Source organism: Paenibacillus paludis (genome assembly GCF_042610515.1).
In the GTDB taxonomy this organism is placed as follows: Bacteria; Bacillota; Bacilli; order Paenibacillales; family Paenibacillaceae; genus Paenibacillus_AQ.
The window spans coordinates 1-25,792 of the sequence record NZ_JBGJZP010000032.1 but is presented as its reverse complement, the minus strand read 5'-3'; the positions used below and the strand labels follow the sequence as shown (position 1 = coordinate 25,792).

The following is a 25,792-nucleotide window of genomic DNA, read 5'->3' as shown; positions in this document are numbered from 1 at the left end:
GGGATCGAGAGGCTTCGCGGGTGCTTTGTCGGGACAGGCTTTTTTGTCGGAAATTTTTTACAGTTTGCTCTCTGTTTCTGACAAACTTTCTTAAGACCCCCGCTATATAATGAGAACCATAAATTCTTAAACGGGTGGTGCAGAGGAATGAATAAAAGCAATGTGGTCAATTTGCCGGAGTGGACAAAAGCGGGAAGCAAAGACAAGGTGCAGAAGGAAGCCTGGGGCATGCGTCTAAAGAGCTGGGGTATGAATCAACCGCTGCTTCAGTTTCTAACAGTGAAGAAATGGATGCTGCTGTTGAGCTTAATGGGCTTTATGCTGGGACGGGCAATGATTTTGGACGAGCTGTCACCCTTTGCTGTAGCTTACTTTGCTGTCATTGTGTTTATGCGTAAAGACTCTATACTTCCGGTGGCTGCAGCCACGATCCTCGGCAGTCTGTTCACCCCGTTCCCCGGAGCAGTAGTGATTGCCGCAGAGCTAATTATCTTCTACCTGCTGTACAAAGGTTTTGAGAGCTTCCAGCGGATTGATCTATCCTATGCGCCGCTGATGGTATTCGTATCCTCATTTATGGTCGGACTGTTCCGGATTATCATGGGTCCCTCCCTTACCTGGTACCCGCTGATGATGGCGACACTCGATGCGCTGCTTGGCTTTGTGCTTACACTGGTATTTTTGCAGGCGCTTCCTTTGTTTACTTACAAGCAAAGGAGCCGGGCGCTGCGGAATGAAGAAGTTCTCTGCTTAATTATTCTGCTGGCTTCCGTCATGACCGGCCTTGTGGGCTGGACCATAAACGGCTTGTCGCTGGAACATATTCTGTCACGCTTTCTTATTCTGTTGTTTGCTCTCGCCGGGGGAGCTCCGCTCGGTGCTGCCGTCGGGGTAGTCACCGGACTGATCCTCAGCCTGGCTGATATCGGAGCCATTTATCAGATGAGTCTCCTGGCTTTCTCCGGAATGCTGGCCGGGATGATGCAGTCCGGGCGCAAAGGGGCAGTCTCGATCGGGATGCTGCTGGGCTCGACTATACTTTCGGTCTACTTCCTGGGCCCGGGTGATGTGATGGCCTCAACTTGGGAGACTTGCGCTGCAGTGTTGTTGTTTCTTCTAACACCAAAGGGGATTATTTCTGCCATCGCCAAATATGTGCCGGGCACACCGGATCACAGCCGGTCACAGCATGAATATGCCAGAAGAGTGAGAGATATTACAGCAGACCGGGTAACCCAGTTCTCGCAGGTATTCCAGCAGCTGTCGAGCAGCTTCGGGCAGATTCCCCGGGCTGGAGAAGCCGGTAAAAGTGAACGTGAAATGGAAGACTTCATGAGTACCGTAACTGAGGGTGCCTGCGCCGGCTGTATCCGGCGTTCGCATTGCTGGGACACGAAGTTTTATCAGACGTACAGGTATATGACAGATATGATGACGACCGTAGAAGAATGCCCGGATATCACCGCAGCCCAGCTTCCGCCCGAGTGGAGCCGGATTTGCGGCAAGACAGGGGAGGTACTGGAAGTGATGAAGGGCCAGTATGAGCTATACCAGCATGATATGCGCTGGAAAAGACAAATATACGACAGCCGCCAATTTGTTGCCGAGCAGCTTTCGGGTGTATCTCAGGTGATGGAGGACCTGGCGAAGGAGATCAAACGTGAAGGCCAGGCAATGTACCGGCAGGAGGCCCAGATCCGCGAGGCGCTGGAGAAGCTGGGGTTGTCCATTCATTCGATTGAGATTTTAAGCCTCGATCCCGGCCGGGTAGAAATAGAAGTGGTTCATGCTTATACCCGCGGTTTTGATGAGTGCCGCAAGATGGTTGCGCCGCTGTTGTCCGATATTCTGGAGGAGAATATTGCAGTCGTAAGTGAAACGGCGGTGCATCCCCGCGAGGGATTGTCGATGGTCACCTTTGGATCTGCCAAAGCTTATGAGGTGAATACCGGAGTGGCAGGGGCGGCCAAGGGAGGCGATATGTTCTCCGGCGACAGCTTCAGTACCGTAGAGCTTGGAAATGGCACATTTGCTGTGTCCATCAGTGACGGGATGGGTAACGGAGAGCGGGCCCGGATGGAGAGCAGTGCCGCATTGTCCATGCTGGAGAAGCTGCTGCAGTCCGGTATGGACGAGAAGCTGGCGGTAAAGTCCGTCAATTCCATTCTGCTGCTGCGTTCTCCGGATGAGTTCTATGCGACGGTGGATATGGCGCTAATCGACCAGTATTCGGCGCATACCACTTTTATGAAAATCGCGTCTGCGCCTTCCTTTATCCGCCGGGGGAGCGAAGTCATCCCGATTACTTCGAGCAATCTTCCGATCGGAATCATAAAAGACATTGAGGTGGATTTGATCAGCATGCAGCTGCGTCCGGGTGATATTCTCATTATGATGACCGATGGTATTTATGATGCGCCCGGATATGCCGTTAATAAAGAGATATGGATGAAGCGGTTAATCCAGGAGCTGGAGGGAGATGATCCTCAGGATATGGCCGACAGCCTGCTGGAAAAGGTTATCCGTTATCAAGGCAATGAAATCCATGATGATATGACCATTGTCGTCAGCCGGGTCGATCATTATCATCCGGAGTGGTCCAGCCTGCATATGCCTGGCATCGGCCGGATGGAGCGGCCGCGGACGGTCAGCTAGTAAGGTAATCTATCATCTAACTCACGTTATTCTTTCGTGAGCTATATATGGAAGCAATGGAGGATCCTAATTCGGCGGGGCCTTATTTACCTGCCGCCCTTTGCACCGCCCCGTTTCAAAAGCTGCTGGCTCAGCAGGCTTAATCACAGATTTTTACTAGAGTGAAATACGGAACGGAGAGGAATTTTGGAGCTGGAGAAGCGTTAGCGTTCGCCTTTGTCCTCCGATTTCAACCGCAAATGCGGTTCTAATCAAGAAATCTGAGGACAACAGCGATCGGAAGCCCAAAAGTTCCTCGGAGTGGCGCATTTTCAACAACTTTTTAAATCTCTGTTTTTCCTGCTAAGCGGCGTTTGAAATCTCTCAACCTTGGATATGCTAGAAACAGATAACAAGGCAAAGGGGAGTGAACGGTCATGAAGCAAATTCTGCTCATTACGGACGGATGTTCCAATGTGGGGGAGAGTCCGGTGATGGCTGCGGCGCATGCCCGGCAGGAGGGAATCACCGTTAACGTGGTTGGCGTGGTCGATTACGGAACCATTGGCGAGCTGGGAAGCCGGGAGATTTCTGATATTGCCAAAGCAGGGGGAGGACTGAGCCGGATTGTCGGAACGCCGCAGCTGGCGCAGACCATCCAGATGATGACCCGCAAAACTGTGGTTCAGACCATTCAGCAGGCGGTTAATAAAGAGGTAAAAAAAATACTCGGCGAAGGCTCGCTGGAAGAGCTGCCGCCATTGAAACGTTCGCAGGTCGTTACCGTCGTAGATGAGCTGACAGAAACCTCGCCGCTGCGCATCGCACTGCTGATTGACGCAAGCGCAAGTATGAAGCCTAAACTGGGTGCCGTAGAGGATGCCATCCGTGATTTGGCCCTCAGCCTGGAAGCGCGGGAAGGAAGCAGTGAGATTTCCGTGTTCCATTTTCCCGGGCGCTCGAGCAGTGAGGAGGCCATGCTGGATATGGACTGGACGAGCAATGTGTCGGAGGTCCGCTCGCTGTTCTCCAAGCTGAAAATGAGGGGAGCCACGCCTACAGGACCGGCTATTTTCAAGGTGCTCGAACATTACCGTTGTGATACACTGGATGAACACCGTGACCGCCTTCCGGGCAGGGATCACGATGAAAGAGAAGGGATGATTGGTGGGTATGTCGTCTAATCCGCCCTACCCTGTCGGCACCGTTATTAGCGGCAAATGGCGGGGGAACCGTTATGTCATTGAACGGATGCTGGGAAGAGGGGCCAATGGAACCGTATATCTCGTGCAAAGAGAAGGCAGACGGGAGCGGTATGCGCTCAAGATCGGAAACGATACACTTGAGCTGCAGTCAGAAATCAATGTGCTGACCTCGCTGCAATCCTGCCGGAAGCGAAGTGAGTTTCGCGCCCGCCGTGAATCCGCGCTGTCCTCTTACCTGCTGGAGTCGGATGATTTCAAAGATGGAGAGCATACCCCTTTTTATGTGATGCGTTACGTTGAAGGTAAACAGCTGCACCATTTTTTGGTCAAAAACGGGATCTCCTGGCTGGGGCTGGTAGGACTGAAGCTGTTAGAGAAGCTGCAGACGCTGCATGAATGCGGTTTTGTGTTTGGTGATCTCAAGCCCGAGAATGTAATGGTATCCGATTACGGCGAAGCCGAACTGATCGACTATGGCGGCGCAAGTCCCATGGGACGCAGTGTGAAGCAATTTACCGAGTGGCATGACCGCGGATTCTGGAATGCAGGCAGCCGTACCGGCGACGAGAATTATGATCTGTTTGCTTTTGCCGTTCTCTGCCTTCGTTTGCTTAATGAAGACGGGCTGAAAGCCGCTGCCCAGCAGCTGCCGCAGACAAGAAGCGTCGATGAACTGATTAAGCTGGCCAAAAGTTTGCCCGACAGGAAGCTCTCCTCTTGGCTATGTCTTGCACTGAAAGGCGGATTTCCCGGTTCCGCGCAGGCTGCTGAGATCTGGAAGATTCATATATACGGAACGCGCAAACAGCCGAAGGATGCCATGGCGACCCCGCGCTGGCTAAAAAGTGCGTTTGGGTTATCGTTATTTGTGCTGGCTTTTACGATTTATTGGGTATTGCGTTTTTGATCTCATACATATACCGGAATGCTTGCCATACCGGTCAAAGATTGTGTAAATGATAGGGCAAGAAAGGGAGCACCGTATGGAGCAAATGAATGAGCTTGTGGAATCCGTAATGGAGTCTGCAGACGAGCACGGGCTGTGGGCGCCCCATGACACCATAGTAGTCGCAGTTTCCGGAGGGCCGGACTCTGTGGCTCTTTTGCGTATTCTGCATGAAATATCCGTGAACCGGATACCGCTAAACCTGGTATGTGCCCATGTGAACCACGGGTTCAGAGCCGAGTCCGTTGAGGAGGCGGAGTTCGTCCGGCAAATGGCCGGGGAGCTGGGGGTGCCTTTTGAGCTGGCCGAGTTTGATATCCCTTCCCTTGCCAAAGGCAGCGGGCTTGGCCCCGAGGGGACGGCACGCGAGAAACGCTATCAGTTTCTGATCGAGACCGCGCACCGCTATGGCGCACGCTCCGTTGCACTGGCACATCATGCCGATGATCAGGCGGAGACGGTGCTTATGCGACTGTTGCGGGGCAGCGGACCTTCCGGCCTGGCCGGAATGCGCTGGAAGAGGACAGAAAAAAAGGTGGAACTCATCCGCCCCTTCCTGCGTATTAACAAAACGGCTCTTGTCGGGTTATGCCGGGATGAAGGGTTTCCCTATGCCGAAGATGCCAGCAATCTGCTGACCAAATACAAGCGGAATGTCATCCGGCTGGAGGTGCTGCCTTCACTGGAAAAGTACAACCCGAAAGTCAAACAGTCGCTTCTGCAATTGTCCGAAATTGTCGGAGCCGAAGATGAATTTATGGAGGCGAACGCAGCAAAATGCTTCGATGAGCTGGTTTTGATGAAGCATGGAAAATACACCTTTAAGAGAGCTTTGTTCGCGGCCATACCCTCCGCTTTACAACGGCGTTTGATTAAACTAATATTAAATTATCTGTCGGCGGATTCATCGACCCTGGATTTTTCCAAGATCGAGGCTGTACGCCGGGGGACGCTGCAGGAACACCCCACCGTATGGAGTTTGGATTTGGGTGGAGGTCTGATCTGTGTGCGGCAATATGATACAATTTTGTTCTCGTCCAAGCCTCCGCAGCGGAAGGTAAGTTATACATATCGGCTGTCTTTGCCTCATTCCCGGCTTTTGCTGACGGAAATAGGAAAAGTAATGACGATGACGGTGCTGGAGAAAGAAACTTTTTTAGTACAGGGGGAGGACTATGGGAAGATGTCGGCCTGGTTTGACAGCGATGAGCTGGTCCTGCCGCTGACCATTCGTTCCCGATTGCCTGGAGATACCATAAGGGTTATGGGATTAAACGGAAGCAAAAAGGTAAAAGATATTTACATTGATGATAAAATACCTTCTTCCGAACGCTCTGAGATTCCCCTCGTTTGTGATGGTTTGGGCAATATCGTCTGGATTCCGGGCGTAAGGCGCTCGATGCATGCCGCAGTAGGGCGGCACACGGCCTCGGTTCTTCTCTTGTCTCTGGAGGACATGGAGCAGCACGAAGAAGCGTAATGGTCGAAGTAAGTCTTTCATAGTATAACTTAGGAGGTTCGCAAGTTGCAGAACGATATTCAAGAAATCTTGATCAGCGAAGAAGAAATCCAACAAAGAATCAGGGAGCTCGGCGCCCAGCTGAGCGCAGAATATGCAGGACGTACGCCATTGGTAATTTGTGTGCTGAAAGGCGCGTTTATCTTTATGGCAGATTTGGTTAAAGTCATTACAGTACCTGTTGAGATGGATTTCATGGCTGTATCCAGCTATGGGGCATCCACCAAATCTTCCGGTGTGGTCAAAATCATCAAAGATTTGGATGCGTCAGTTGAAGGACGCGATGTTCTGATCGTCGAAGACATCATCGACAGCGGTCTTACACTCAGTTATTTAATTGAAATGCTTCAAGGACGCAACGCTGCTTCCATTTCTGTGGTTACCCTGTTTGATAAACCGACAGGACGCACCGTTAATCTCGAAGCTGCCTATACCGGCTTTGTGATTCCTGATGCTTTTGTAGTCGGCTACGGACTCGACTATGCCGAACTGTATCGGAACCTCCCTTACGTCGGTGTACTGAAGCCTGAAATTTATTCCAAATGAGCTAATCGACAGCCTTAGATCCACGGATCAGATTTCCGGACCTCTGAGCATTTGAGGACTCTGGGCAGGCTATGGTACAATAACTTGAGCGTTGTGAGAGGAGGTAGGGGATGAATCGGTTCATCCGGAATTCTGGTTTTTATTTGATTTTATTTTTAGTCGTGGTGGGCATTGTCCAGTTTGTGAGCAATGGAAATGAATCCGCCGATTTCCCTAGATACGATGAATTAAGGCAGGAATTGAAAGACAATAATGTGAAGAGTATGACGATTCAGTTTGAAGGCAATGCTTTTGCCGTTACTGGTGAATATAGAGAGCAGCCGTCAGATGCCAAATCGAAAAATTTCTCCACATTTGTTCCTCCTACAGACAAGGCCCTTGATGAGCTTATTGGAGCCAGCGAAGTCAACGGTGTAGAGCTGGTTACGAAAAAAATGGAAGGTGACAGCATTTGGCTGACATTCCTTTCTTCCATCATTCCGCTGGTTATTATGTTCATCCTGTTCTTCTTCCTGTTCAATCAGGCACAGGGTGGCGGCGGCAAAGTAATGAATTTCGGCAAGAGCAAGGCCCGGTTATATAATGAAGAGAAGAAGAAAATCAGCTTTGAGGATGTTGCAGGCGCTGATGAAGAGAAGCAAGAGCTGGTGGAAGTCGTGGAATTCCTCAAGGATCCGCGTAAATTCGCAGCTGTAGGCGCACGTATTCCTAAAGGGGTTCTCCTTGTAGGTCCTCCAGGGACTGGTAAAACCTTGCTGGCCCGTGCAGTTGCCGGTGAAGCAGGAGTTCCGTTCTTCAGTATTTCCGGTTCCGACTTTGTGGAAATGTTCGTAGGTGTCGGTGCTTCCCGTGTACGTGACTTGTTCGAAAATGCCAAGAAGAATGCACCATGTATCATCTTTATTGATGAGATCGATGCAGTGGGACGTCAGCGCGGCGCCGGACTTGGTGGCGGACATGATGAACGTGAACAGACACTTAACCAATTGCTTGTAGAAATGGACGGTTTCGGCGGCAACGAAGGCATTATTATTGTCGCAGCTACCAACCGTGCAGATATACTTGACCCGGCATTGCTTCGTCCGGGACGTTTCGACCGTCAAATTACGGTTGACCGCCCAGATGTTAAAGGCCGTGAAGCTGTACTTAAAGTTCACTCCCGCAACAAGCCGCTTACGAAAGACGTAAGACTTGATGTTATCGCCAAACGCACTACCGGATTTACCGGTGCCGATCTGGAGAACCTGCTGAATGAAGCGGCTCTGCTCGCTGCACGCCGCAACCGCAAGGATATTACCATGCGTGAGGTAGATGAAGCGATTGACCGTGTAATTGTAGGTACCGAGAAGCGCAGCCGCGTGATCAGCGACCGTGAGAAGCGTATTGTAGCTTACCACGAAGCCGGTCATACGATTGTCGGTTACTTCCTGGAACATGCAGACATGGTTCACAAAGTTACGATTATCCCGCGCGGACGCGCAGGCGGATATGTCATTATGCTTCCTAAAGAAGACCGCATGCTTGTTACGAAGCAGGAATTGCTTGATAAAGTAACCGGACTCCTCGGTGGACGTGTTGCCGAAGAGATGTTCATCGGTGAAATCGGCACAGGCGCATACAGCGACTTCCAACAGGCTACGCGTATTGTCCGCAGCATGATTATGGAATACGGTATGAGTGATAAGCTGGGACCTATGCAGTTCGGTACATCCCAAGGCCAGGTCTTCCTGGGCCGCGATATCGGGCATGAGCAGAACTACAGTGATTCCATCGCTTATGAAATCGACCAGGAGATGCAGAACTTTATCCGCAGCAGCTATGAACGCTGCCGGGAGCTGCTTACCAAGCACTCCAAGGAAATGCACCTCATTGCCAACACCTTGCTTGAGAAAGAAACGCTGGAACTGGATCAGATTAGAGAATTGATCGAGCAAGGCTATCTGACTGAAGATGGTAAACCGGAAGAGACTCCGGGTGTGACACACGAAGCCGGCGAACCAGTTATTGATTCTATCGGTGATGTGCGTGTCCGCATTCAAGGCAAGGACGACACCTCTTCTACAATTCCTGATCTGACCAAGGATATTCCGAATAATCCGGAGTCCGGGGATGGAAATGATTCTAACGACGGCAATAAAGACGGCGGCGGAGGCCTCGTCTAAAGAGCCCCTTAACTGAATGAAGCTACGCAAGCTCGTCCGGAGAACCTTAAAGTTCTCCGGATTTTTTTCGCCTTTAGGCTTCCTGCCGTACAGCTTGATCGACTCCCGGTTACATTGACAGAGGGTGGAACCTTGTGTACATTAGTGATTAAATATTAAATAATGGATAACTATCTATAGCAGAGCTGAGTGGCTGTGCAGATCCGCAAGGAACATATAATCTATTCGAATGTAGAGCCGGCTTACGCCGTGAAGAAATAAGGGGGAGAACTAACCGTGGAAGCTCTGGCGCTTGAGCGCAAGCAGGAACAAAATCGCGAACTTCGTGTGCGCCTCGAACAGCTGAAAAAAGAACGGAATGCAATCATTTTGGCTCATTATTATCAGCGTGATGAAATTCAGGAGGTTGCCGATTTTCGGGGGGACTCTTTTTTACTCGCTCAAAAGGCAGCGGAGACCGATGCGGAAGTGATTGTCTTCTGCGGTGTTCATTTCATGGGGGAAAGCGCTAAGATTCTGGCGCCTAACAAAACTGTGCTTATTCCTGATGAACGCGCCGGTTGTCCGATGGCCGATATGGTCAATGTAGATGGCTTGCGCAAGCTGAAAGCACAGCATCCGAATGCTAAAGTGGTGACTTATATCAACTCGTCGGCTGAAATTAAAGCAGAGACTGATATTTGCTGTACCTCTGCCAACGCTGTGAAGGTCATCGAATCACTCGATGCGGAAGAAATTATCTGGGTGCCGGATAAGAATCTGGGCCAATATGTCCAGGATCAGACGGGCAAGAAGCTGATTATCTGGGAAGGCTATTGCAACACTCATGATATGCTTACCGTTAAAGATGTAGTGGAAATGAAAGCAAAATATCCGGAAGCCGAGTTTGTGGTGCATCCGGAATGCCGTCCTGAAGTGGTTGCCATGGGCGATTATGTAGGCAGCACCACCTCGATTCTTGAATATTGCCGGAAATCGGACCGCCGGCAGTTCATTGTTGGGACAGAAGACGGTACCGGATACCAGCTCCGCTTGGATAGTCCGGATAAGGAATTCCATTTTGCAACGAAATTTCTTGTATGCCCTAATATGAAAGTCAATAATTTAAAGAAACTGGTCAAATGCCTGGAGACGATGAAGCCGCAGATTTACGTACCGCCCGCTGTCGCCGACAAAGCCAGAACTTCCCTAGAGCGCATGCTACAAGTCCGGTAGCATGCGCTACTCTTTCGTTGAAACAGGTGAAAAGCGGTCATGATTCCACAGTATTTGGTTGATTTCGACCTTCGCGAGCTTCCTACAATAAAGACGGATTGCATTGTTATCGGTTCAGGTATCGCCGGATTGTTCACGGCTATTAAAGCGAGTGAAGACCGGCATGTCATTATGATTACTAAAAAATCGCTGATGGAGAGCAATACTAGATATGCTCAGGGAGGAATTGCCGCTGTAATAGCCGAAGATGACTCTCCGGCATATCACCGGCAGGATACACTAATGGCCGGTGCAGGGCTCTGCTCCTCGGCTGCTGTTGATGTATTGGTGAATGAAGGACCGGGCGGGGTGCATGAGCTGATCCGGCTCGGCACCGTATTTGATAAGGAAGATGGCATATTAGCTTTGACTCAAGAAGGAGCACACAGCCACCGCCGGATTCTGCATGCCAACGGGGATGCTACGGGCTTTGAAATTGTGCGTGCACTCTCTGAACAGGTTACTGAACATGACAATATAGAGGTATGGGATGATCATTATGTCATTGATCTCGTTACCGAGGGCGGCGAATGCCTTGGGGCACTGGTACAGCGGCCGGGCGGAGGCAGATTGTTCCTGCAGGCTGATGCAACGATTCTATGCTCCGGGGGGGCGGGACAATTGTACCGCTATACTACTAATCCGGAAGTTGCGACCGGAGACGGCGTAGCCATTGCTTACCGGGCCGGAGCCCATGTGCGTGACATGGAATTTATCCAATTCCATCCGACGGCGCTTAGTTATCCGGGAGCCCCGAGGTTTCTGATCTCGGAAGCGGTACGCGGCGAGGGAGCCGTGCTGCGCAATATCAATGGAGAGCGGTTCATGGAACGATATCACGAGCTGCTGGAACTGGCACCCCGCGATATCGTGGCCCGGGCCATTGTCAGTGAGATGGAGCTGACCAAATCAACGTTTGTCTATCTGGATATTACGCATGAATCGGCCGATATGGTCAAACATCGTTTTCCCACGATATATGAGACATGTATGGGCTACGGACTGGATATTACAACGGACTGGATTCCCGTGGCTCCTGCTGCGCATTATATGATGGGGGGCATTAAGACCGATCTCAACGGAGAGAGCAATATCTCCCGTTTATTCGCCTGCGGTGAGGTGTCTTCCACCGGGGTGCATGGAGCCAACCGCTTGGCGAGCAATTCTTTGTCCGAGGCCATTGTGTTCGGACGGCGGATTATTGAACGCATTCGCCAGCTTCCTCCGCTCCGGCGGGAGACGATTTCGGCAGGCAGTCAGCAAGGCCGTGTTGAGTCTCCTACACAAGCTATTGTGGAGCGGCGGCTTAAGCTGCAGAAGGTAATGGTCCGTTACGCCGGATTGCGGCGGAATGAGGAGATGTTGTCCAAGGGGCTGGAGGAATTGAAACGGCAGCTGCCGATTTTTGCTTCGGCGCTGACCAAACGTGAGGAGTACGAGTTCGCCAATATGCTAACCTGCTGCCTGCTGATTACGGAATCGGCTTTGGCGCGGGAGGAGAGCCGCGGAGCACATTACCGTGAAGACTATCCGCTGCGAAATGATGCAGAGTGGCAGAAACATCTGCTCCAGATTCGCGAACTGGGAATAGTGGAGGAATTAAGTGATGATGTTTAATGGATATAATGAAGAGCTGGTACAGGCAATTAAAGGCTGGCTGCAGGAGGATGTCGGCTCCGGGGATATAACGACCCGTACGACGATACCTGCAGGCCATGAGTCCAAGGGTATTATTCATGCCAAAGAGGACGGCATTATCTGCGGAATTCCTGTAGCGGAGCTTGTGTTTGAGATTGTAGATCCGTCGCTTGTGTTCACGGCACTGGTGCAAGAAGGCCAGAGTGTGTCCAAGGGAACGGTCATCGCAGAAGTTGAAGGCAGCACGCATGCGATCCTCACCGGGGAACGGCTGGCACTTAATTTAATGCAGCGGTTGTCCGGCGTGGCTTCACGTACCGCCTCCTTCGTTCAGGAGCTTCATGGCTTGCCGACGCGTCTGGTGGATACGCGCAAGACAACACCCGGTCACCGGATGCTGGAGAAATACGCTGTACGGGTCGGTGGTGGAGCGAATCACCGATTCGGATTATATGATGCGGTAATGATTAAGGACAACCATATCAAAGGTGCTGGCGGAATCCGTCAGGCTGTAGGACGTGCTCGGGCTAATATTCCGCATACAATGACGATTGAAGTAGAGACGGAAAACCTGGAGCAGGTGGAGGAAGCACTTGTTGCCGGAGCCGATATCATCATGCTTGATAATATGTCTCCTGAACTGATGAAGGAAGCTGTGAGAAGAATTAAGGCGAAATCGCCTCATGTCAAGACTGAAGCATCGGGTAATGTATCTTTGGAAACGGTTCGCCGTATCGCGGAGTCCGGCGTTGATGTAATTTCAGTGGGCCGTCTCACCTATTCTTTCTCCAGTCTGGACATTAGTCTGGATCTGAATGCGAAGAAGGAGGGCCCGCTGTCATGATGCTCGCCGTCGATATCGGCAATACCAATATTGTTCTCGGTGTGTACCGGCAGCGTGAGCTGCTGCACCATTTCAGGCTTAATACTGCACGCCAGTCTACTGTGGATGAGTATGGAGTTCTGATCCATAATCTATTCAGCATGTCGGGCCTTTCGGTGAAGGATATCGAAGGGGTAATTATCTCCTCGGTAGTTCCGCCGCTTGTTCAGGTCATCGTGGAGATGTGTGTGAAATATATTGGCAAGGATCCGCTGCTGGTAGGTCCAGGAATCAAGACTGGGCTTAACCTGCGCTATGAGAATCCGCGTGAGGTAGGCGCTGACCGGATTGTTAATGCGGTTGCTGCCATTGAGCAATACAAATGTCCGCTCGTAGTTGTTGATTTCGGAACTGCGACTACCTTCGATTGCATTGACGCAGGTGCCAATTATCTTGGCGGGGCGATTGTGCCGGGACTCGGCATTTCTACGGAGGCTTTGTATCAGCGGGCTTCCAAACTGCCGCGGATTGAGCTGGAGAAGCCGAAGAAGGTAATCGGACGGAACACGGTCCACGCTATGCAGGCAGGGATTATTTTCGGCTATGCCGGGCAGGTTGAAGGGATTGTAAGGCGCATTAAGCTGGAAATGAATGCGCCGGTGCTGAAGGTCATCGCTACGGGTGGACTTGCCCCGCTCATTGCCGGTGAAACGGATTGTATTGATGAAGTGAATCCAATGCTGACGCTGGAAGGTCTGCGTATTATTTATGACCGCAACAAATAAAATAAAGAAGCCTTAAAGGGCAAGAGATAGGAGGAGTATGCACCCGATGGATAACAAAAAGGACCGGCTGGTCCGGGGAACGGCGCTGGATGGCAGAGTCAGAGCTTTTGCTGTGCGCACGACAGCGCTGGTTGATGAATTGCGGCGCAGACATGATACGTATCCAACGGCTACAGCCGCACTGGGCCGTACAGTTACCGCTGCAGCCATGATGGGCGCAATGCTCAAAGGTCAGGAGAAACTCGCCGTGATGGTCAAAGGCAATGGACCGATCGGACAGATTACTGCAGAATCCAATGCTTTTGGAGAGGTACGCGGTTATGTGACCAACCCGCATGTTCATCTGCCGAGCAATAGTCTTGGCAAGCTGGATGTCGCAGGAGCCGTGGGTACGGAAGGGTTTATTGATATCAGTAAGGATTTAGGCATGAAGGAGCCTTACCGGGGAAGTGTGCCGATTATTTCCGGTGAGCTCGGCGATGATTTCACGTATTACTTTGCAGTTTCCGAACAAACGCCGGCTGCGGTGGGTCTTGGTGTGCTGGTTGAAACCGATAACTCCGTGCGCGTAGCCGGAGGATTTATTGTACAACTGCTTCCAGGGCTTACGGATGAAGAGATCACCGAGATTGAGCGGGCGGTAGGGTCGCTGCCTTCAGTAACCGCTTTACTGGAAGAGGGGCTGGAACCCGAAGAGATGCTCCGTTATCTTTTACCGGATGCAGTGATTATGGATGAGCTGGATATCAAATTTGTCTGCCAATGCTCGCGTGAACGGGTGGAGCAGACACTGGTCAGCTTGGGTGAGAAAGAGCTGGAACGTTTGATTGAAGAAGATGATCAGGCTGAGGTTGTCTGCCATTTTTGCAACGAAGCCTATGTTTTTAATAAGGATGAATTGCAGGTTATCCTGGATCAAGCGAAATCGTAGGGCTGGGGATGATGACAAGACAGGAGCGCGCGCTGCGCAATGCCGTTATTCTACTGGCTGTCGCGACTTTGATGCTCGGAGGTCTTTTATTCTGGAGTTTGCGGGCGATGTCCATTCTTAAAGGAGAGCCGGCGGACGGCGAGTCCTCGGACATCGCCTCTGCGGGAGGCCAACCGGTAACGGATCAAGCCTGGGTGGATGAACTCAAAAAAAAGTACGGTAATGATGTGCTGCTGGGCATGCTTAATCATATTGTAGTCGACAAAGAGGCCAAGGCTCTTGGTGTTGCTGTGACAGATGAGGAGATTGAGCAGGAATTGAAGCGCAGCATGACCGGTTACGGTTCGGAAGAGCAATACTATACCCAGATGCAGTCGGAGCTGGGACTTTCCCGTCAGGAAGTGCGTGAAGAAGCGGTGTATCGTCTGACTCTTCAGGCAGTTGCAACTGCAGGCATTACCATTACTGATGCGGAAATTGATAATTATTTAGCGGAGAATTCCGAGCGGTTCACACCGAGGAAAGAAATGCAGCTCTCGATAATCAAGGTGGCCACCTACAGCGAAGCTGAGCTTGTAATGGACCGGCTGGAGCAAGGAGAGGACTTTGCTGCACTTGCCAAGGAATTATCCATAGATGAGGAAAGCCGGGGACGAGGCGGCAGCATCGGAACCGTGGAGGAGGAGGATCCCTTTTGGCCGGAAGATCTGCTGAAGACGGCAGCGCAGCTGGACGAAGGGGATATCGCAGGCCCCCTGCAGACGGGCGATGATTATGCCATTATCCGGCTGGAGAAAATGAATGATCCCAAAAGCCAGGATCAGACGGAAATCCGTGAGCAGGTTCGCCGGGAGCTGGCACTGGAGCAGGCGGCTCCATTACAGCAGGTGGAGAGTGATTTGCGCACTAAATATGATACAGCGATATATATTGACAACAGCCTGCAAGATTGATAATATGAAATTAAATGTAAAACCTACTGTTTTAGTCGGAAATAGATGGCGGCAGATCATATTGGCCGCGGAACAGCGCTATAACTTGGCGCTGCGGTGTTGAATCTCCTGGTGCACACCCGGAATTACAAGCTGAAGACTTATGTATGTCACAAGTTATGCACCCATATATATCATTTATCATTCCAAGGAGGTTTTTACTCATGGCTAAAGTCGTCAACAGTGTAACAGATTTGATCGGAGGCACACCGCTCGTTCGTCTCAATCGTATTGTTCCTGAAGGATCAGCGGAAATTTATTTGAAGCTGGAATACCAAAACCCGGGCTCCAGCGTTAAAGACCGCATTGCCCTCAGTATTGTAGAAGAGGCTGAGAAGGAAGGTCTTCTGAAACCAGGCGGCACGATTGTAGAAGCAACCAGCGGCAATACAGGTATTGGCCTTGCGCTTGTAGCTGCAGCCAAAGGTTATAAGGCTATTATTGTTATGCCGGAAACGATGAGCCTTGAGCGCCGCAATCTGCTGCGTGCTTACGGCGCAGAGCTGGTGCTGACTCCAGGATCGGAAGGTATGAACGGTGCGGTTAAGAAAGCGGAGCAGATCTTAAGCGAGAACCCAAGCTTCTTCCTGGCTGAACAATTCAAGAACAAAGCCAACTTGAAAATCCACCTTGAAACAACCGGCCCGGAAATCGTGGAAGCCATTGAATCCATTGGTGGACCGCTGGATGCTTTCATCGCTGGTGTGGGTACAGGGGGAACTATCTCCGGTGCAGGTGAAGTGTTGAAGGGTCAATATCCTGATGTGAAGATTTATGCGGTAGAACCAGCTGCTTCGCCAATTCTGGCCGGCGGCAAACCAGGACCTCACAAAATTCAGGGGATTGGCGCAAACTTCATTCCTGAAATCCTCAACCAGGACATTTACGATGAGATCATTCACGTAGAGAACGATGAAGCATTTGAAACTGCCCGTCGTGTGGCTAAAGAGGAAGGCGTGTTGTCCGGTATTTCTTCCGGTGCAGCTGTATTCGCGGCTCTTAAAGTAGCTAAGGAACTGGGCGCAGGCAAAAAAGTAGTTGTGATCATCCCAAGTAACGGCGAACGCTACTTGAGCACACCGCTGTATAACTTCGAAGCATAATTGCTGGCAAAGCAAATGACTAAGAGTCCTCGCATCCGCTAAGACAGGGATAACGAAGGCTCTTTTTTGTGCATGATGAAAGATATAATCTTTCCTGTGCTTCCACAGCAGATGAGGCTGGAGTCAGTTGAAACGGTTTTTTTCAGAAAATCCATGGTTCAGGCTTTTCAAAGCAGCACGAAGTACAGTATACTGACAGGCAATAAACTTTAGATTGCTAAATGCAAGAAGCGCAGCTTCATAGAACTTAAGCGAATGCTTACGAAGCAAGTTTTGTTACGAAGCAAATTCAAGAAGCGCAGACTTCACAAAACTTTTAGGAGGATGGCTTTGGAAATCATAACGGCTTGGCAGGATTGGGAGCAGTGGGCACAAGAGGACTGGAGCCTCCTCCCTTTAATTATAAAATCACCGCAGGACAAGGAGGGCTTGCCCTCTTCCTGGATGAAGGCCTGGCAGCTGGCCTCCCCCTATTCAGTGGTGCTGGAGAGCGGGAAAGGCGGACGATACACATACTTGGGGTTGCAGCCCGTTTCAGTACTAAAAGGAAAAGGCGGGGATGCCGAGGTGCTCAGCTTGTCCCCGGAGGCAGCGGGAACGAATGAACCTGTGCCGCAAGCTGTGGAGCTGCAGGGAGAGCCGCTGAAAGTGCTGCAAAACTGGATGAGCGGCTTCTCCTCACCCAAACTGCAGGTTGCCGGCCTGCCCCCGTTCCGTGGAGGCTGTGCGGGGTTCCTCAGCTATGACGTAGTCCGTTCTCTGGAGCAGCTCCCTGTGCTTGCCCAGGATGATCCCGGATTTCCGGACTATCTCTTCATGCGGCTGGAAGAGCTGTGGATCTATGACCATCTTGAGAACACGCTCTATTCCATCGTGCATGTGCCGGTTGCTGCGGCCAGTTCGTCTGAGCTGGCCGCTCTAAAGTCACTGTATCAAGACGCAATCGTCCGGGCAGAAGGCATGGTGGAACAGTGGCATCAGATCTGCTCTGCTCCTGGCCTGGGAGAAGACCGCGAAGAGGAACGTGGGATTATCGCTGCTGTTGAATCAAGCGCCGACCTGTCCGGTGAATGGCCAGGCATGACCTCTGCTTTCTCGCCCGGGCAATTCCAGCAGGCTGTGCTTGACGTTCAGGAATACATCCGCCAGGGGGATGTATTCCAGGTCAACCTGTCGCTGCGCCAGGAGGCGCAGCTGAATTCCTCGCCGGAGGATGTGTATGAATGGCTGCGCAAGCTCAACCCGTCCCCGTACATGGGGCTGCTGCGCTCGCCCGGCTTCGCGCTCTCCAGCGCTTCGCCAGAGCTGCTGGTCAAGCTGCACGGGGACAAGGTCAGCGCCCGCCCCATTGCCGGTACCCGGCGCAGGGGCCTGACTCCCGCGGAGGATGCCGCCATGGAGGCGGAGCTGCGCGGGAGCGAGAAGGAGATCGCCGAGCATATTATGCTTGTCGATCTGGAGAGAAACGATATCGGCCGTGTCGCGGCCTATGGATCGGTCAGCGTGCCGGAGCTGCTGACCGTGGAGCGATACTCGCATGTCATGCATCTCGTCTCGCAGGTCGAGGGCAGCATCGCCCCCGGCAAGGATGCTTATGATGTCATGGCCGCCTTGTTCCCCGGCGGTACGATTACCGGCGCACCCAAGGTGCGGACAATGGAAATTATCGAGGAACTGGAGCCGGTACGGCGTGGTCCATATACTGGATCACTGGGCTGGATTGACTATAACGGCAATATGGAATTAAATATTATTATAAGAACATTGGCAGTGAAGGACGGAGTCGGATATATTCAGACGGGCGCGGGCATTGTGATTGATTCCGATCCGTACCGCGAATACCGGGAATGCCATAATAAAGCCAAAGCGGTTGTGAAGGCGGTTCTCTGCAGTGAGCATCAGCAGGAATTGCGGACGACCGGCGGCGCCGAAGGGGGAGCAATACAATGATCTTGGTCATCGATAATTATGATTCCTTTACGTACAATCTGGTGCAATACCTGGGTGAGCTGGGGGAAGAAGTGAAAGTATTCCGCAACGATGAAATCAGCATTCAGGAGATAGAGGCGCTGGCTCCGGACCATATTTTGATCTCTCCCGGACCTTGTACGCCGAACGAAGCCGGCATCAGTCTGGAAGTGCTGCAGCATTTCAAGGGGGTCATACCGATCTTTGGAGTCTGTCTCGGACATCAGGCTATCGGACAGGCCTTTGGCGGCAATGTTATCCGTGCGGAGCGTCTGATGCATGGCAAAACATCGCCGATTCACCATCACGGCACATCCGTATTTGAAGGACTGGAATCTCCCTTTACCGCAACCCGCTATCATTCCCTGATTGTAGAGCGTGAGAGTCTGCCGGATTGTCTGGAGATTACAGCCGAGACTGCGGAAGGTGAGATTATGGCGCTGCGCCATAAAGAGTACCCGATTGAAGGCGTGCAGTTCCACCCTGAATCGATCATTACGGATCATGGGCACATCATGTTGCGCAACTTCCTGAAACGGAGAGCCGGGGAAACGGCATGAAATATATAGGGCTCAACAAAAGCGTAGTTGAGGCTAAAGACGCCGTGGTCTCCACCTTGGATCACGGTTTTTTATACGGTATGGGCTTGTTTGAAACCTTTCGCACCTATAACGGTGTGCCCTTCCTGCTGCGCCGTCATCTGGACAGACTGGCTGAGGGCTGCAGGCAGCTAGGAATTCCGTTTGAACCGGATGAAGCGTCCTTGCGGGACTGGATCACACGGCTGATGGACAAAAACGAACTGAAGGACGCCTATATACGGTATACAGTTACAGCCGGGGAGGACATTCTTGGCCTTCCGGCTGGTGACTATAGCCGCCCGAATCATTTGCTCTATATCAAAGAATTGCCGCGCCAGCCAGCCGCGCTCTACAGCGAAGGCAAAGGGCTGCAGCTGTTGCAGCTGCGGCGTAATACCCCCGAAGGACCGGTAAGGCTGAAGTCACTCCACTATATGAACAATATACTGGCCAAGCGGGAGCTTGCCGGATATGCCTCTGCGGCCGGCGGCACGGAAGGGCTTATGCTGACTGCAGAAGCGAATATTGCTGAGGGAATTGTGAGCAATATTTTTTTCATCAGCAATAAGGTGCTGCATACGCCTGACCTGGCCACAGGCATCCTTCCGGGAATTACCCGGGAAATGGTCCTTAAGCTGGCTCCTGCCGCCGGACTCCGTGTGGAAGAGGGATTGTACCGCTGGGAACAGCTTCAGGCTGCCGATGAGGTGTTTCTCACCAATTCGGTGCAGGAGATTGTCCCGGTTACCACACTGTGGCACGGTGATGAGGCGCTGACTGTAGGCACAGGGCGCTGCGGGGCACACACGGCGCAATTGATTACTTTATACAGGGAAAGGACGGGAGAGCCGGTATGAGACCCGTAATCTATAAGCGGACCTACCGCTGGAGCAACAGCGAGCTGATCCTTGGTGACCGAACGTTAATTATGGGCATTTTAAATGTAACCCCGGATTCCTTCTCTGATGGCGGACTATGGAATGAACCGGATCAAGCGGTAAAGCATGCGCTGCAAATGGCTGCTGAAGGTGCCGATATTATCGATATAGGCGGAGAGTCAACCCGTCCCGGCCATCAACCGGTGAGTCTGGAAGATGAGCTGGCCCGTGTACTGCCTGTTATTGAGAGTATCCACCGCGCTGCACCTCAGTTGATATTATCCATAGATACCTATAAGGCGGAGGTGGCACGTCAGGCGATTCGGGCAGGGGCGCATATCATCAACGATATCTGGGGGTGCAAAGCCGATCCTGATATGGCAGCTGCGGCTGCTGAGGCGGACTGTCCGATTATTTTGATGCACAACCGCCACGACCGGAATTATCAGAATTTGGCCACGGATATGGCGGCTGACCTCAATGACAGCATCAACCTGGCGCTGGAGGCCGGGGTGAAGCCGCATAATATCATCCTTGATCCAGGCATTGGCTTTGCCAAGGATTATGCGGAGAATTTGCAGGCGATGATGGTACTGGATGAACTGGCGATGCTGGGTTATCCCCTGCTGCTTGCCACTTCCCGCAAAAAATTCATCCGTACCGTGCTGGACCTCCCGTCTGATGATGTGATGGAGGGAACCGCCGCTACCGTTGCATTCGGCATTGCCCAAGGCTGCCAGATTGTGCGGGTGCATGATGTGGCCACGATGAAACGTACCGTACTTATGTGTGATGCGATGCTCTATGCCGCCTCTCCGCGGTTGCATGAATAGATGGCTATTGCTGAACGAACTATTTTGTATTAGAAAGCAGGTATCAGGATGGATAAAATGAAGCTGCACCGCATGGAGTATTATGGATATCATGGTGTGTTCGAAGAGGAACGCAAGCTTGGACAACGTTACTATATTGACCTGGAGCTGGAGCTTGATCTGCAGGGGGCTGGTCTTCAGGATGATCTGGACCAAACCGTAAATTACGCCGAAGTGCATGCGCTCGTCAAAAAAATTGTCGAAACAAAGTCCTTTAAGCTGATTGAAGCTTTGGCGGAACATATTGCATCCTCAGTACTGGACACTTATACTATTATCAATGCAGTAACAGTCAAAGTAACCAAGCCGCATCCGCCGTTCGACATTCATTTTCAGGGAGTGACTGTAGAACTGCATAGAACGAGAAAGTGAGACAGGGCCCATGACTATACACTCCACCTCTGAGGTATCAGAGGCTTATATTGCTTTAGGGGCCAATTTGGGTGACCGCGAAGGCACCTTGAAGGAAGCTTTGAACAGGCTGGATCATTATGACGGGATTGAAGTTGTACGCTGCTCCAACGTATATGAGACAGAGCCTGTCGGCTATCTCGACCAGCCGCAGTTTTTGAATATGGCGGCCGCCCTCCGCACCACGCTTGCGCCGGAGGACTTGCTTCATGTGATGCTCGATATTGAAGCACAGCTAGGCCGGGTTCGTGATATCCGTTATGGCCCGAGAACAGTGGATCTTGATTTATTGTGGGTAGAAGGACAGAGCTATGATACGGCAGATTTAACGCTTCCGCATCCCCGGATGCTGGAACGGGTGTTTGTGCTGTTTCCGCTCAGTGACATCGTACTGCTGGATGAGGATTCTTCCGGACTCCGGGGAATCATTACAGCAGCGCTGCAGGATATAGACGGAAAGGAAGGAATGCGCTTGTGGACATCAAACGTATGGGAACGCGGGTCAGAGCATTCCGAAAGCTGAAAGGATACACCCAGCAAGAGTTGGCGGATTCTGTCGGAATTTCACTGGCTGTGCTAGGCGCAGTCGAGAGGGGAAACCGGCATTTGGAAGATAAAATTTTAAATAAAATTGCGGATGTTCTTGAGGTTTCGGTCGAAGAGTTGGCCAATCCCTCTACTTAGGCAGACATCCATTCATAAATAGAACTAAAGGAAGTGAAGAAATGTGCTGAAAATTGGCGGCATTGAGATGAAGAATCAGGTCGTTCTGGCCCCTATGGCCGGTGTATGTAATCCGGCGTTCCGGCTGATTGCAAAAGAATTCGGCACCGGCTTGGTATGTGCGGAAATGGTCAGTGACAAAGCTATTCTGCACGGCAATTCGCGTACGCGTGAGATGCTGTTCGTGGATGAACGGGAGAAGCCGCTTAGCCTGCAGATTTTTGGCGGAGACCGTAAGTCGCTCGTTGAGGCGGCCAAAGTTGTGGATAAGGAGACCAATGCCGATATTATCGACATTAATATGGGGTGTCCCGTACCGAAAGTAACAAAATGTGATGCCGGGGCCCGCTGGCTGCTGAATCCGGACAAAATCTACGAGATGGTCTCGGCGGTTGTAGAAGCCGTTGACAAGCCGGTTACCGTAAAAATGCGGATCGGCTGGGACAGCGAGCATATCTTTGTAGAAGAGAATGCCCGCGCAGTGGAACGTGCCGGAGGCCAGGCTGTCAGTGTGCATGGACGTACCCGTGAGCAGCTCTACACCGGCCATGCCGACTGGAAGTATATTAAAATGGCTAAAGAGGCTGTTTCGATCCCTGTCATCGGCAACGGCGACGTTAACACACCTGAGGATGCCCGGGCGATGCTGGATCAGACCGGCTGCGACGGGGTGATGATTGGACGCGGCGCGCTGGGCAATCCATGGATGCTTTACCGGACCATTCAATATTTGAGCACAGGTGAGCTGACGCCTGAACCCGGAGCGGAAGAGAAGATCAAAGTGGCGATTCTTCATATGGACCGTTTGGTGGCCCTTAAAGGCGAGGCGGTAGCAGTTCGTGAAATGCGTAAGCATCTAGCCTGGTATTTAAAAGGTCTTAAGGCTGCTGCCCGCGTAAAGGATGTCATTATGGAAGAAACCAAACGCGATGAAATGGTGCGGATCTTGAATGATTTTGTCGTACAGCTTAAAGATGAAGAAGAACAAGAGGACCGTAATCCGTCTCTCTCGGCAGTTTAATCACCGTCTCCACTGGCTTTAAGAGATAACACCGGAACATTATATGGGGCGTCATTGACATTTTGTAGCGGTTCCAATATAATTTCACAGTATAAAATCGCCGTTACAGCAAGGGCAATGCAGCATGGAGGGTTCTTATCCCTCTGGATTCGCATATAGTATGGTGTTTTCAATAAATGTATACGACAGGAGAATCGGTTGAGATGAGCGATAAAGAAGTCATCCTTACGCCGGACGGACTTAAGCGTCTGGAAGAAGAACTGGAGACCCTCAAATCCGTGAAACGCCGCGAAGTGGCCGAACGGATTAAAGTGGCGATTGGCTACGGAGATATCAGCGAGAACTCCGAATATGAGGACGCGAAGAATGAACAGGCCTTTATCGAAGGGCGTATTATCACTTTGGAAAAAATGCTCCGCAACGCGCGCATCATCAATAGCGATGAGATCGTTACCGATGTGGTAAGTATCGGGGTTACTGTAAGCGTTGAAGATATGGAATATGGCGATGTGATGGAATACACAATCGTTGGTACAGCCGAATCCGACCCGCTTAACAATAAAATCTCCAATGAAAGCCCGGTAGGCAGAGCTATTATCGGTAAGAAAATCGGCACTGTTGTAGATGTTAGTGTACCTGCAGGAGTCATTCAATATAAAATTCTTGATATCCGAATGAAGTAATCTACAGGCGCTTTACGCCTGTGAATAGACATGCTGCCCTCGCACAGAGAACTGCACTGCACTGGCAGAAGAAGGAACAGGGCCCGGAAAGCTTCCTTAGGGAAGCTTTTTTCTAAATAAAGAAGAGATACCGCCCGAAAAATATGGCTGAACACATATAGCTTATATTTTGTACTGGAACGGACTGCCCTCAATTATGAGGGTGGAGCCGTTTCTTCTTGTGTATATGACATGAGGCATTAGAGAGGATGAGGAACATGACTGAGGAAATGAACACCGTGGAAACCACGGAAAAAGAGCTTAGTGAGCTGTTGCAGATTCGCCGTGCTAAATTGGACGAGCTGCGGGCACTGGGAATTGACCCGTTTGGCAAAAAATATGACCGCACAGCAGGTGCCGGGGACCTTCTGGCTAAGTATGACGGACAAACAAAAGAGGAATTGGACGAGCTGGCTCTGGAAGTCAGCATTGCCGGTCGGATTATGGCTAAACGTGTCATGGGTAAGGCAAGTTTTGCCCACATCCAGGATCTTAGCGGAAAAATCCAAATTTATGTGCGCCAGGACAGCATCCCTGAGGCACAATACGCAGCCTTTAATGTTCTCGATTTGGGCGATATTATCGGAGTGCGTGGTATCGTGTTCAAAACCAAGACTGGCGAAACCTCTATTAAAGTGTCCAATCTTGAGGTTTTGTCCAAATCTCTGCTGCCGCTGCCTGAGAAGTACCATGGCCTGAAGGATGTTGAGCTGCGCTACCGCCAGCGTTATGTAGATCTGATCATTAACCCTGAAGTACAGCAGACCTTTATTGCCCGTTCACGGATCATCCAGTCGATGCGCCGTTACCTGGATTCCCTTGGTTACCTTGAGGTTGAAACCCCAACACTTCATGCGATTGCCGGCGGAGCCGCTGCACGTCCGTTCATCACATACCACAATACGCTGGATATGCAGCTGTATATGCGGATTGCGATTGAACTGCATCTGAAACGTCTGATTGTCGGCGGACTCGAAAAAGTTTATGAAATCGGCCGTGTATACCGCAATGAGGGCATTTCGACGCGTCATAATCCGGAGTTCACCATGATCGAGCTGTATGAGGCTTATGCCGACTACAAGGACATTATGCATTTGACCGAGAGCATGATCGCCCATATCGCCCAGGAGGTTCTTGGCAGCCAGAAGATCAACTATCAAGGCCAGGAAGTAGACCTCTCGCCAGGATGGCGCCGTGTGACCATGGTTGATGCCGTCAAAGAAGTGACGGGTGTCGACTTTGGCGTTCAAATGACGGATGAAGAAGCACAGCGTTTGGCCAAGGAGCACCGTGTACCGGTTGAAAAGCATATGACCTTCGGCCATATCCTGAATGCCTTCTTTGAGCAGTTTGTTGAGGAAACATTGATTCAGCCTACATTTGTAATGGGTCATCCGGTTGAAATCTCGCCGCTGGCCAAAAAGAACGATCAAGACCCGCGGTTTACCGACCGCTTTGAGCTGTTTATCGTCGCACGCGAGCACGCGAATGCCTTTAGTGAGCTGAACGACCCGATTGATCAGCGTCAGCGCTTTGAAGCGCAGATTCAGGAGAAGGAGCAGGGCAATGATGAAGCCCATGAGATGGACGATGACTTCATCCGTGCTCTGGAATATGGTATGCCTCCTACAGGCGGACTGGGAATCGGTGTAGACCGTCTGATCATGCTGCTGACCAATGCTGCCTCAATTCGTGATGTTCTGCTGTTCCCGCATATGCGCAACAAGACTGAATAATTTCAATTGTTCTATTTCACAGAGCCAAGGGGCGCTGTATTGTACAGCAGTTCCTTGGCTCTGTGGGTTTAGAATGATGGCTTAGAAGTGGTGTAACGGATTACGGGGTATGCGGGAAGCGGTGCATCCAACTTAATTTAAAATAATGCTTGCAATGTAGAACCATACATGATATATTCTATTTCTGGCCGCGAAACATCAACGCCGGGCTCGAAAAAGAAGTTGAAAAAAAGAGCTTGCGTTGATCGGTTGGATGTGATATATTATAAGAGTTGCTGGTGACGAGATAATCGACACTGACAACGAGCTTGATCTTTGAAAACTGAACAACGAGTGAGTATG

Annotated in this window: 23 protein-coding genes; all 23 read left to right on the top strand. The window is 51.2% G+C overall.

Features of this window, described 5'->3' with window-relative positions; all coding sequences use genetic code 11:
- Positions 1 to 147: 147 nt before the first annotated feature.
- A complete protein-coding gene (gene spoIIE, locus ACAN56_RS33480; protein ID WP_038584407.1) occupies positions 148 to 2,655 on the top strand; it encodes a stage II sporulation protein E in 2,508 nt (835 codons plus the stop codon).
- A 416-nt stretch (positions 2,656 to 3,071) separates the two neighbouring features.
- Entirely contained in the window at positions 3,072 to 3,818 is a 747-nt protein-coding gene (locus tag ACAN56_RS33475) for a vWA domain-containing protein (RefSeq protein WP_038584410.1), read from the top strand.
- On the top strand, positions 3,808 to 4,746 hold the full coding sequence (locus ACAN56_RS33470; protein ID WP_379148196.1) for a serine/threonine protein kinase: 939 nt from the start codon (positions 3,808 to 3,810) through the stop codon (positions 4,744 to 4,746). Before ACAN56_RS33475 ends, ACAN56_RS33470 begins: the two co-directional genes overlap by 11 nt.
- A 76-nt stretch (positions 4,747 to 4,822) precedes the next feature.
- On the top strand, positions 4,823 to 6,265 hold the full coding sequence (gene tilS, locus ACAN56_RS33465; RefSeq protein WP_038584415.1) for a tRNA lysidine(34) synthetase TilS: 1,443 nt from the start codon (positions 4,823 to 4,825) through the stop codon (positions 6,263 to 6,265).
- 45 nt (positions 6,266 to 6,310) lie between these two features.
- Positions 6,311 to 6,850 (top strand): hypoxanthine phosphoribosyltransferase, encoded by a 540-nt coding sequence (hpt, locus tag ACAN56_RS33460; protein ID WP_038584418.1) that lies wholly within the window; start codon positions 6,311 to 6,313, stop codon positions 6,848 to 6,850.
- A gap of 110 nt (positions 6,851 to 6,960) precedes the next feature.
- The gene (gene ftsH, locus ACAN56_RS33455; protein ID WP_038584422.1) at positions 6,961 to 9,012 is read left to right on the top strand and encodes an ATP-dependent zinc metalloprotease FtsH; all 2,052 of its coding nucleotides are present in this window, start codon (positions 6,961 to 6,963) and stop codon (positions 9,010 to 9,012) included.
- A 276-nt stretch (positions 9,013 to 9,288) separates the two neighbouring features.
- Positions 9,289 to 10,227: a quinolinate synthase NadA gene (gene nadA / locus ACAN56_RS33450; protein ID WP_038584425.1), complete on the top strand. Its 939-nt coding sequence runs from the start codon at positions 9,289 to 9,291 to the stop codon at positions 10,225 to 10,227.
- 39 nt (positions 10,228 to 10,266) lie between these two features.
- On the top strand, positions 10,267 to 11,883 hold the full coding sequence (gene nadB, locus ACAN56_RS33445) for an L-aspartate oxidase (RefSeq protein ID WP_379148190.1): 1,617 nt from the start codon (positions 10,267 to 10,269) through the stop codon (positions 11,881 to 11,883).
- Positions 11,873 to 12,748 (top strand): carboxylating nicotinate-nucleotide diphosphorylase, encoded by an 876-nt coding sequence (gene nadC / locus ACAN56_RS33440; RefSeq protein ID WP_038584428.1) that lies wholly within the window; start codon positions 11,873 to 11,875, stop codon positions 12,746 to 12,748. The genes nadB and nadC overlap by 11 nt, the downstream gene beginning before the upstream one ends.
- Complete coding sequence (locus ACAN56_RS33435) at positions 12,745 to 13,512, top strand: type III pantothenate kinase (RefSeq protein ID WP_038584431.1); 768 nt, start codon at positions 12,745 to 12,747, stop codon at positions 13,510 to 13,512. The genes nadC and ACAN56_RS33435 overlap by 4 nt, the downstream gene beginning before the upstream one ends.
- Before the next feature lie 46 nt (positions 13,513 to 13,558).
- Positions 13,559 to 14,443, top strand: a complete 885-nt coding sequence (gene hslO, locus ACAN56_RS33430; protein WP_038584434.1) for an Hsp33 family molecular chaperone HslO — start codon at positions 13,559 to 13,561, stop codon at positions 14,441 to 14,443.
- A gap of 8 nt (positions 14,444 to 14,451) precedes the next feature.
- Complete coding sequence (locus ACAN56_RS33425; protein WP_379148185.1) at positions 14,452 to 15,396, top strand: peptidyl-prolyl cis-trans isomerase; 945 nt, start codon at positions 14,452 to 14,454, stop codon at positions 15,394 to 15,396.
- Positions 15,397 to 15,599: 203 nt separating this feature from the next.
- A complete protein-coding gene (gene cysK, locus ACAN56_RS33420) occupies positions 15,600 to 16,538 on the top strand; it encodes a cysteine synthase A (RefSeq protein ID WP_038584437.1) in 939 nt (312 codons plus the stop codon).
- 324 nt (positions 16,539 to 16,862) lie between these two features.
- Positions 16,863 to 18,488, top strand: coding sequence for an anthranilate synthase component I family protein (locus ACAN56_RS33415; protein ID WP_489685714.1), 1,626 nt, complete (start codon positions 16,863 to 16,865; stop codon positions 18,486 to 18,488).
- The gene (gene pabA / locus ACAN56_RS33410) at positions 18,485 to 19,066 is read left to right on the top strand and encodes an aminodeoxychorismate/anthranilate synthase component II (protein WP_379148179.1); all 582 of its coding nucleotides are present in this window, start codon (positions 18,485 to 18,487) and stop codon (positions 19,064 to 19,066) included. The genes ACAN56_RS33415 and pabA overlap by 4 nt, the downstream gene beginning before the upstream one ends.
- A complete protein-coding gene (locus ACAN56_RS33405) occupies positions 19,063 to 19,944 on the top strand; it encodes an aminotransferase class IV (protein ID WP_379148175.1) in 882 nt (293 codons plus the stop codon). Before pabA ends, ACAN56_RS33405 begins: the two co-directional genes overlap by 4 nt.
- Positions 19,941 to 20,798 (top strand): dihydropteroate synthase, encoded by an 858-nt coding sequence (folP, locus tag ACAN56_RS33400; protein ID WP_379148172.1) that lies wholly within the window; start codon positions 19,941 to 19,943, stop codon positions 20,796 to 20,798. Before ACAN56_RS33405 ends, folP begins: the two co-directional genes overlap by 4 nt.
- 48 nt (positions 20,799 to 20,846) lie before the next feature.
- Positions 20,847 to 21,209: a dihydroneopterin aldolase gene (gene folB, locus ACAN56_RS33395; protein ID WP_038584452.1), complete on the top strand. Its 363-nt coding sequence runs from the start codon at positions 20,847 to 20,849 to the stop codon at positions 21,207 to 21,209.
- Between the two features lie 10 nt (positions 21,210 to 21,219).
- Positions 21,220 to 21,771, top strand: a complete 552-nt coding sequence (folK, locus tag ACAN56_RS33390; RefSeq protein ID WP_379148169.1) for a 2-amino-4-hydroxy-6-hydroxymethyldihydropteridine diphosphokinase — start codon at positions 21,220 to 21,222, stop codon at positions 21,769 to 21,771.
- Positions 21,723 to 21,932 carry a helix-turn-helix domain-containing protein gene (locus ACAN56_RS33385; protein ID WP_038584458.1) on the top strand — a complete coding sequence of 70 codons (210 nt, stop codon included), beginning with the start codon at positions 21,723 to 21,725 and terminating at the stop codon, positions 21,930 to 21,932. The genes folK and ACAN56_RS33385 overlap by 49 nt, the downstream gene beginning before the upstream one ends.
- Before the next feature lie 43 nt (positions 21,933 to 21,975).
- Positions 21,976 to 22,992 carry a tRNA dihydrouridine synthase DusB gene (gene dusB, locus ACAN56_RS33380; protein WP_038584461.1) on the top strand — a complete coding sequence of 339 codons (1,017 nt, stop codon included), beginning with the start codon at positions 21,976 to 21,978 and terminating at the stop codon, positions 22,990 to 22,992.
- Positions 22,993 to 23,195: 203 nt separating this feature from the next.
- Complete coding sequence (gene greA / locus ACAN56_RS33375; RefSeq protein WP_038584463.1) at positions 23,196 to 23,675, top strand: transcription elongation factor GreA; 480 nt, start codon at positions 23,196 to 23,198, stop codon at positions 23,673 to 23,675.
- A 257-nt stretch (positions 23,676 to 23,932) separates the two neighbouring features.
- Positions 23,933 to 25,450 carry a lysine--tRNA ligase gene (gene lysS / locus ACAN56_RS33370; RefSeq protein ID WP_156130789.1) on the top strand — a complete coding sequence of 506 codons (1,518 nt, stop codon included), beginning with the start codon at positions 23,933 to 23,935 and terminating at the stop codon, positions 25,448 to 25,450.
- Positions 25,451 to 25,792: the final 342 nt, after the last annotated feature.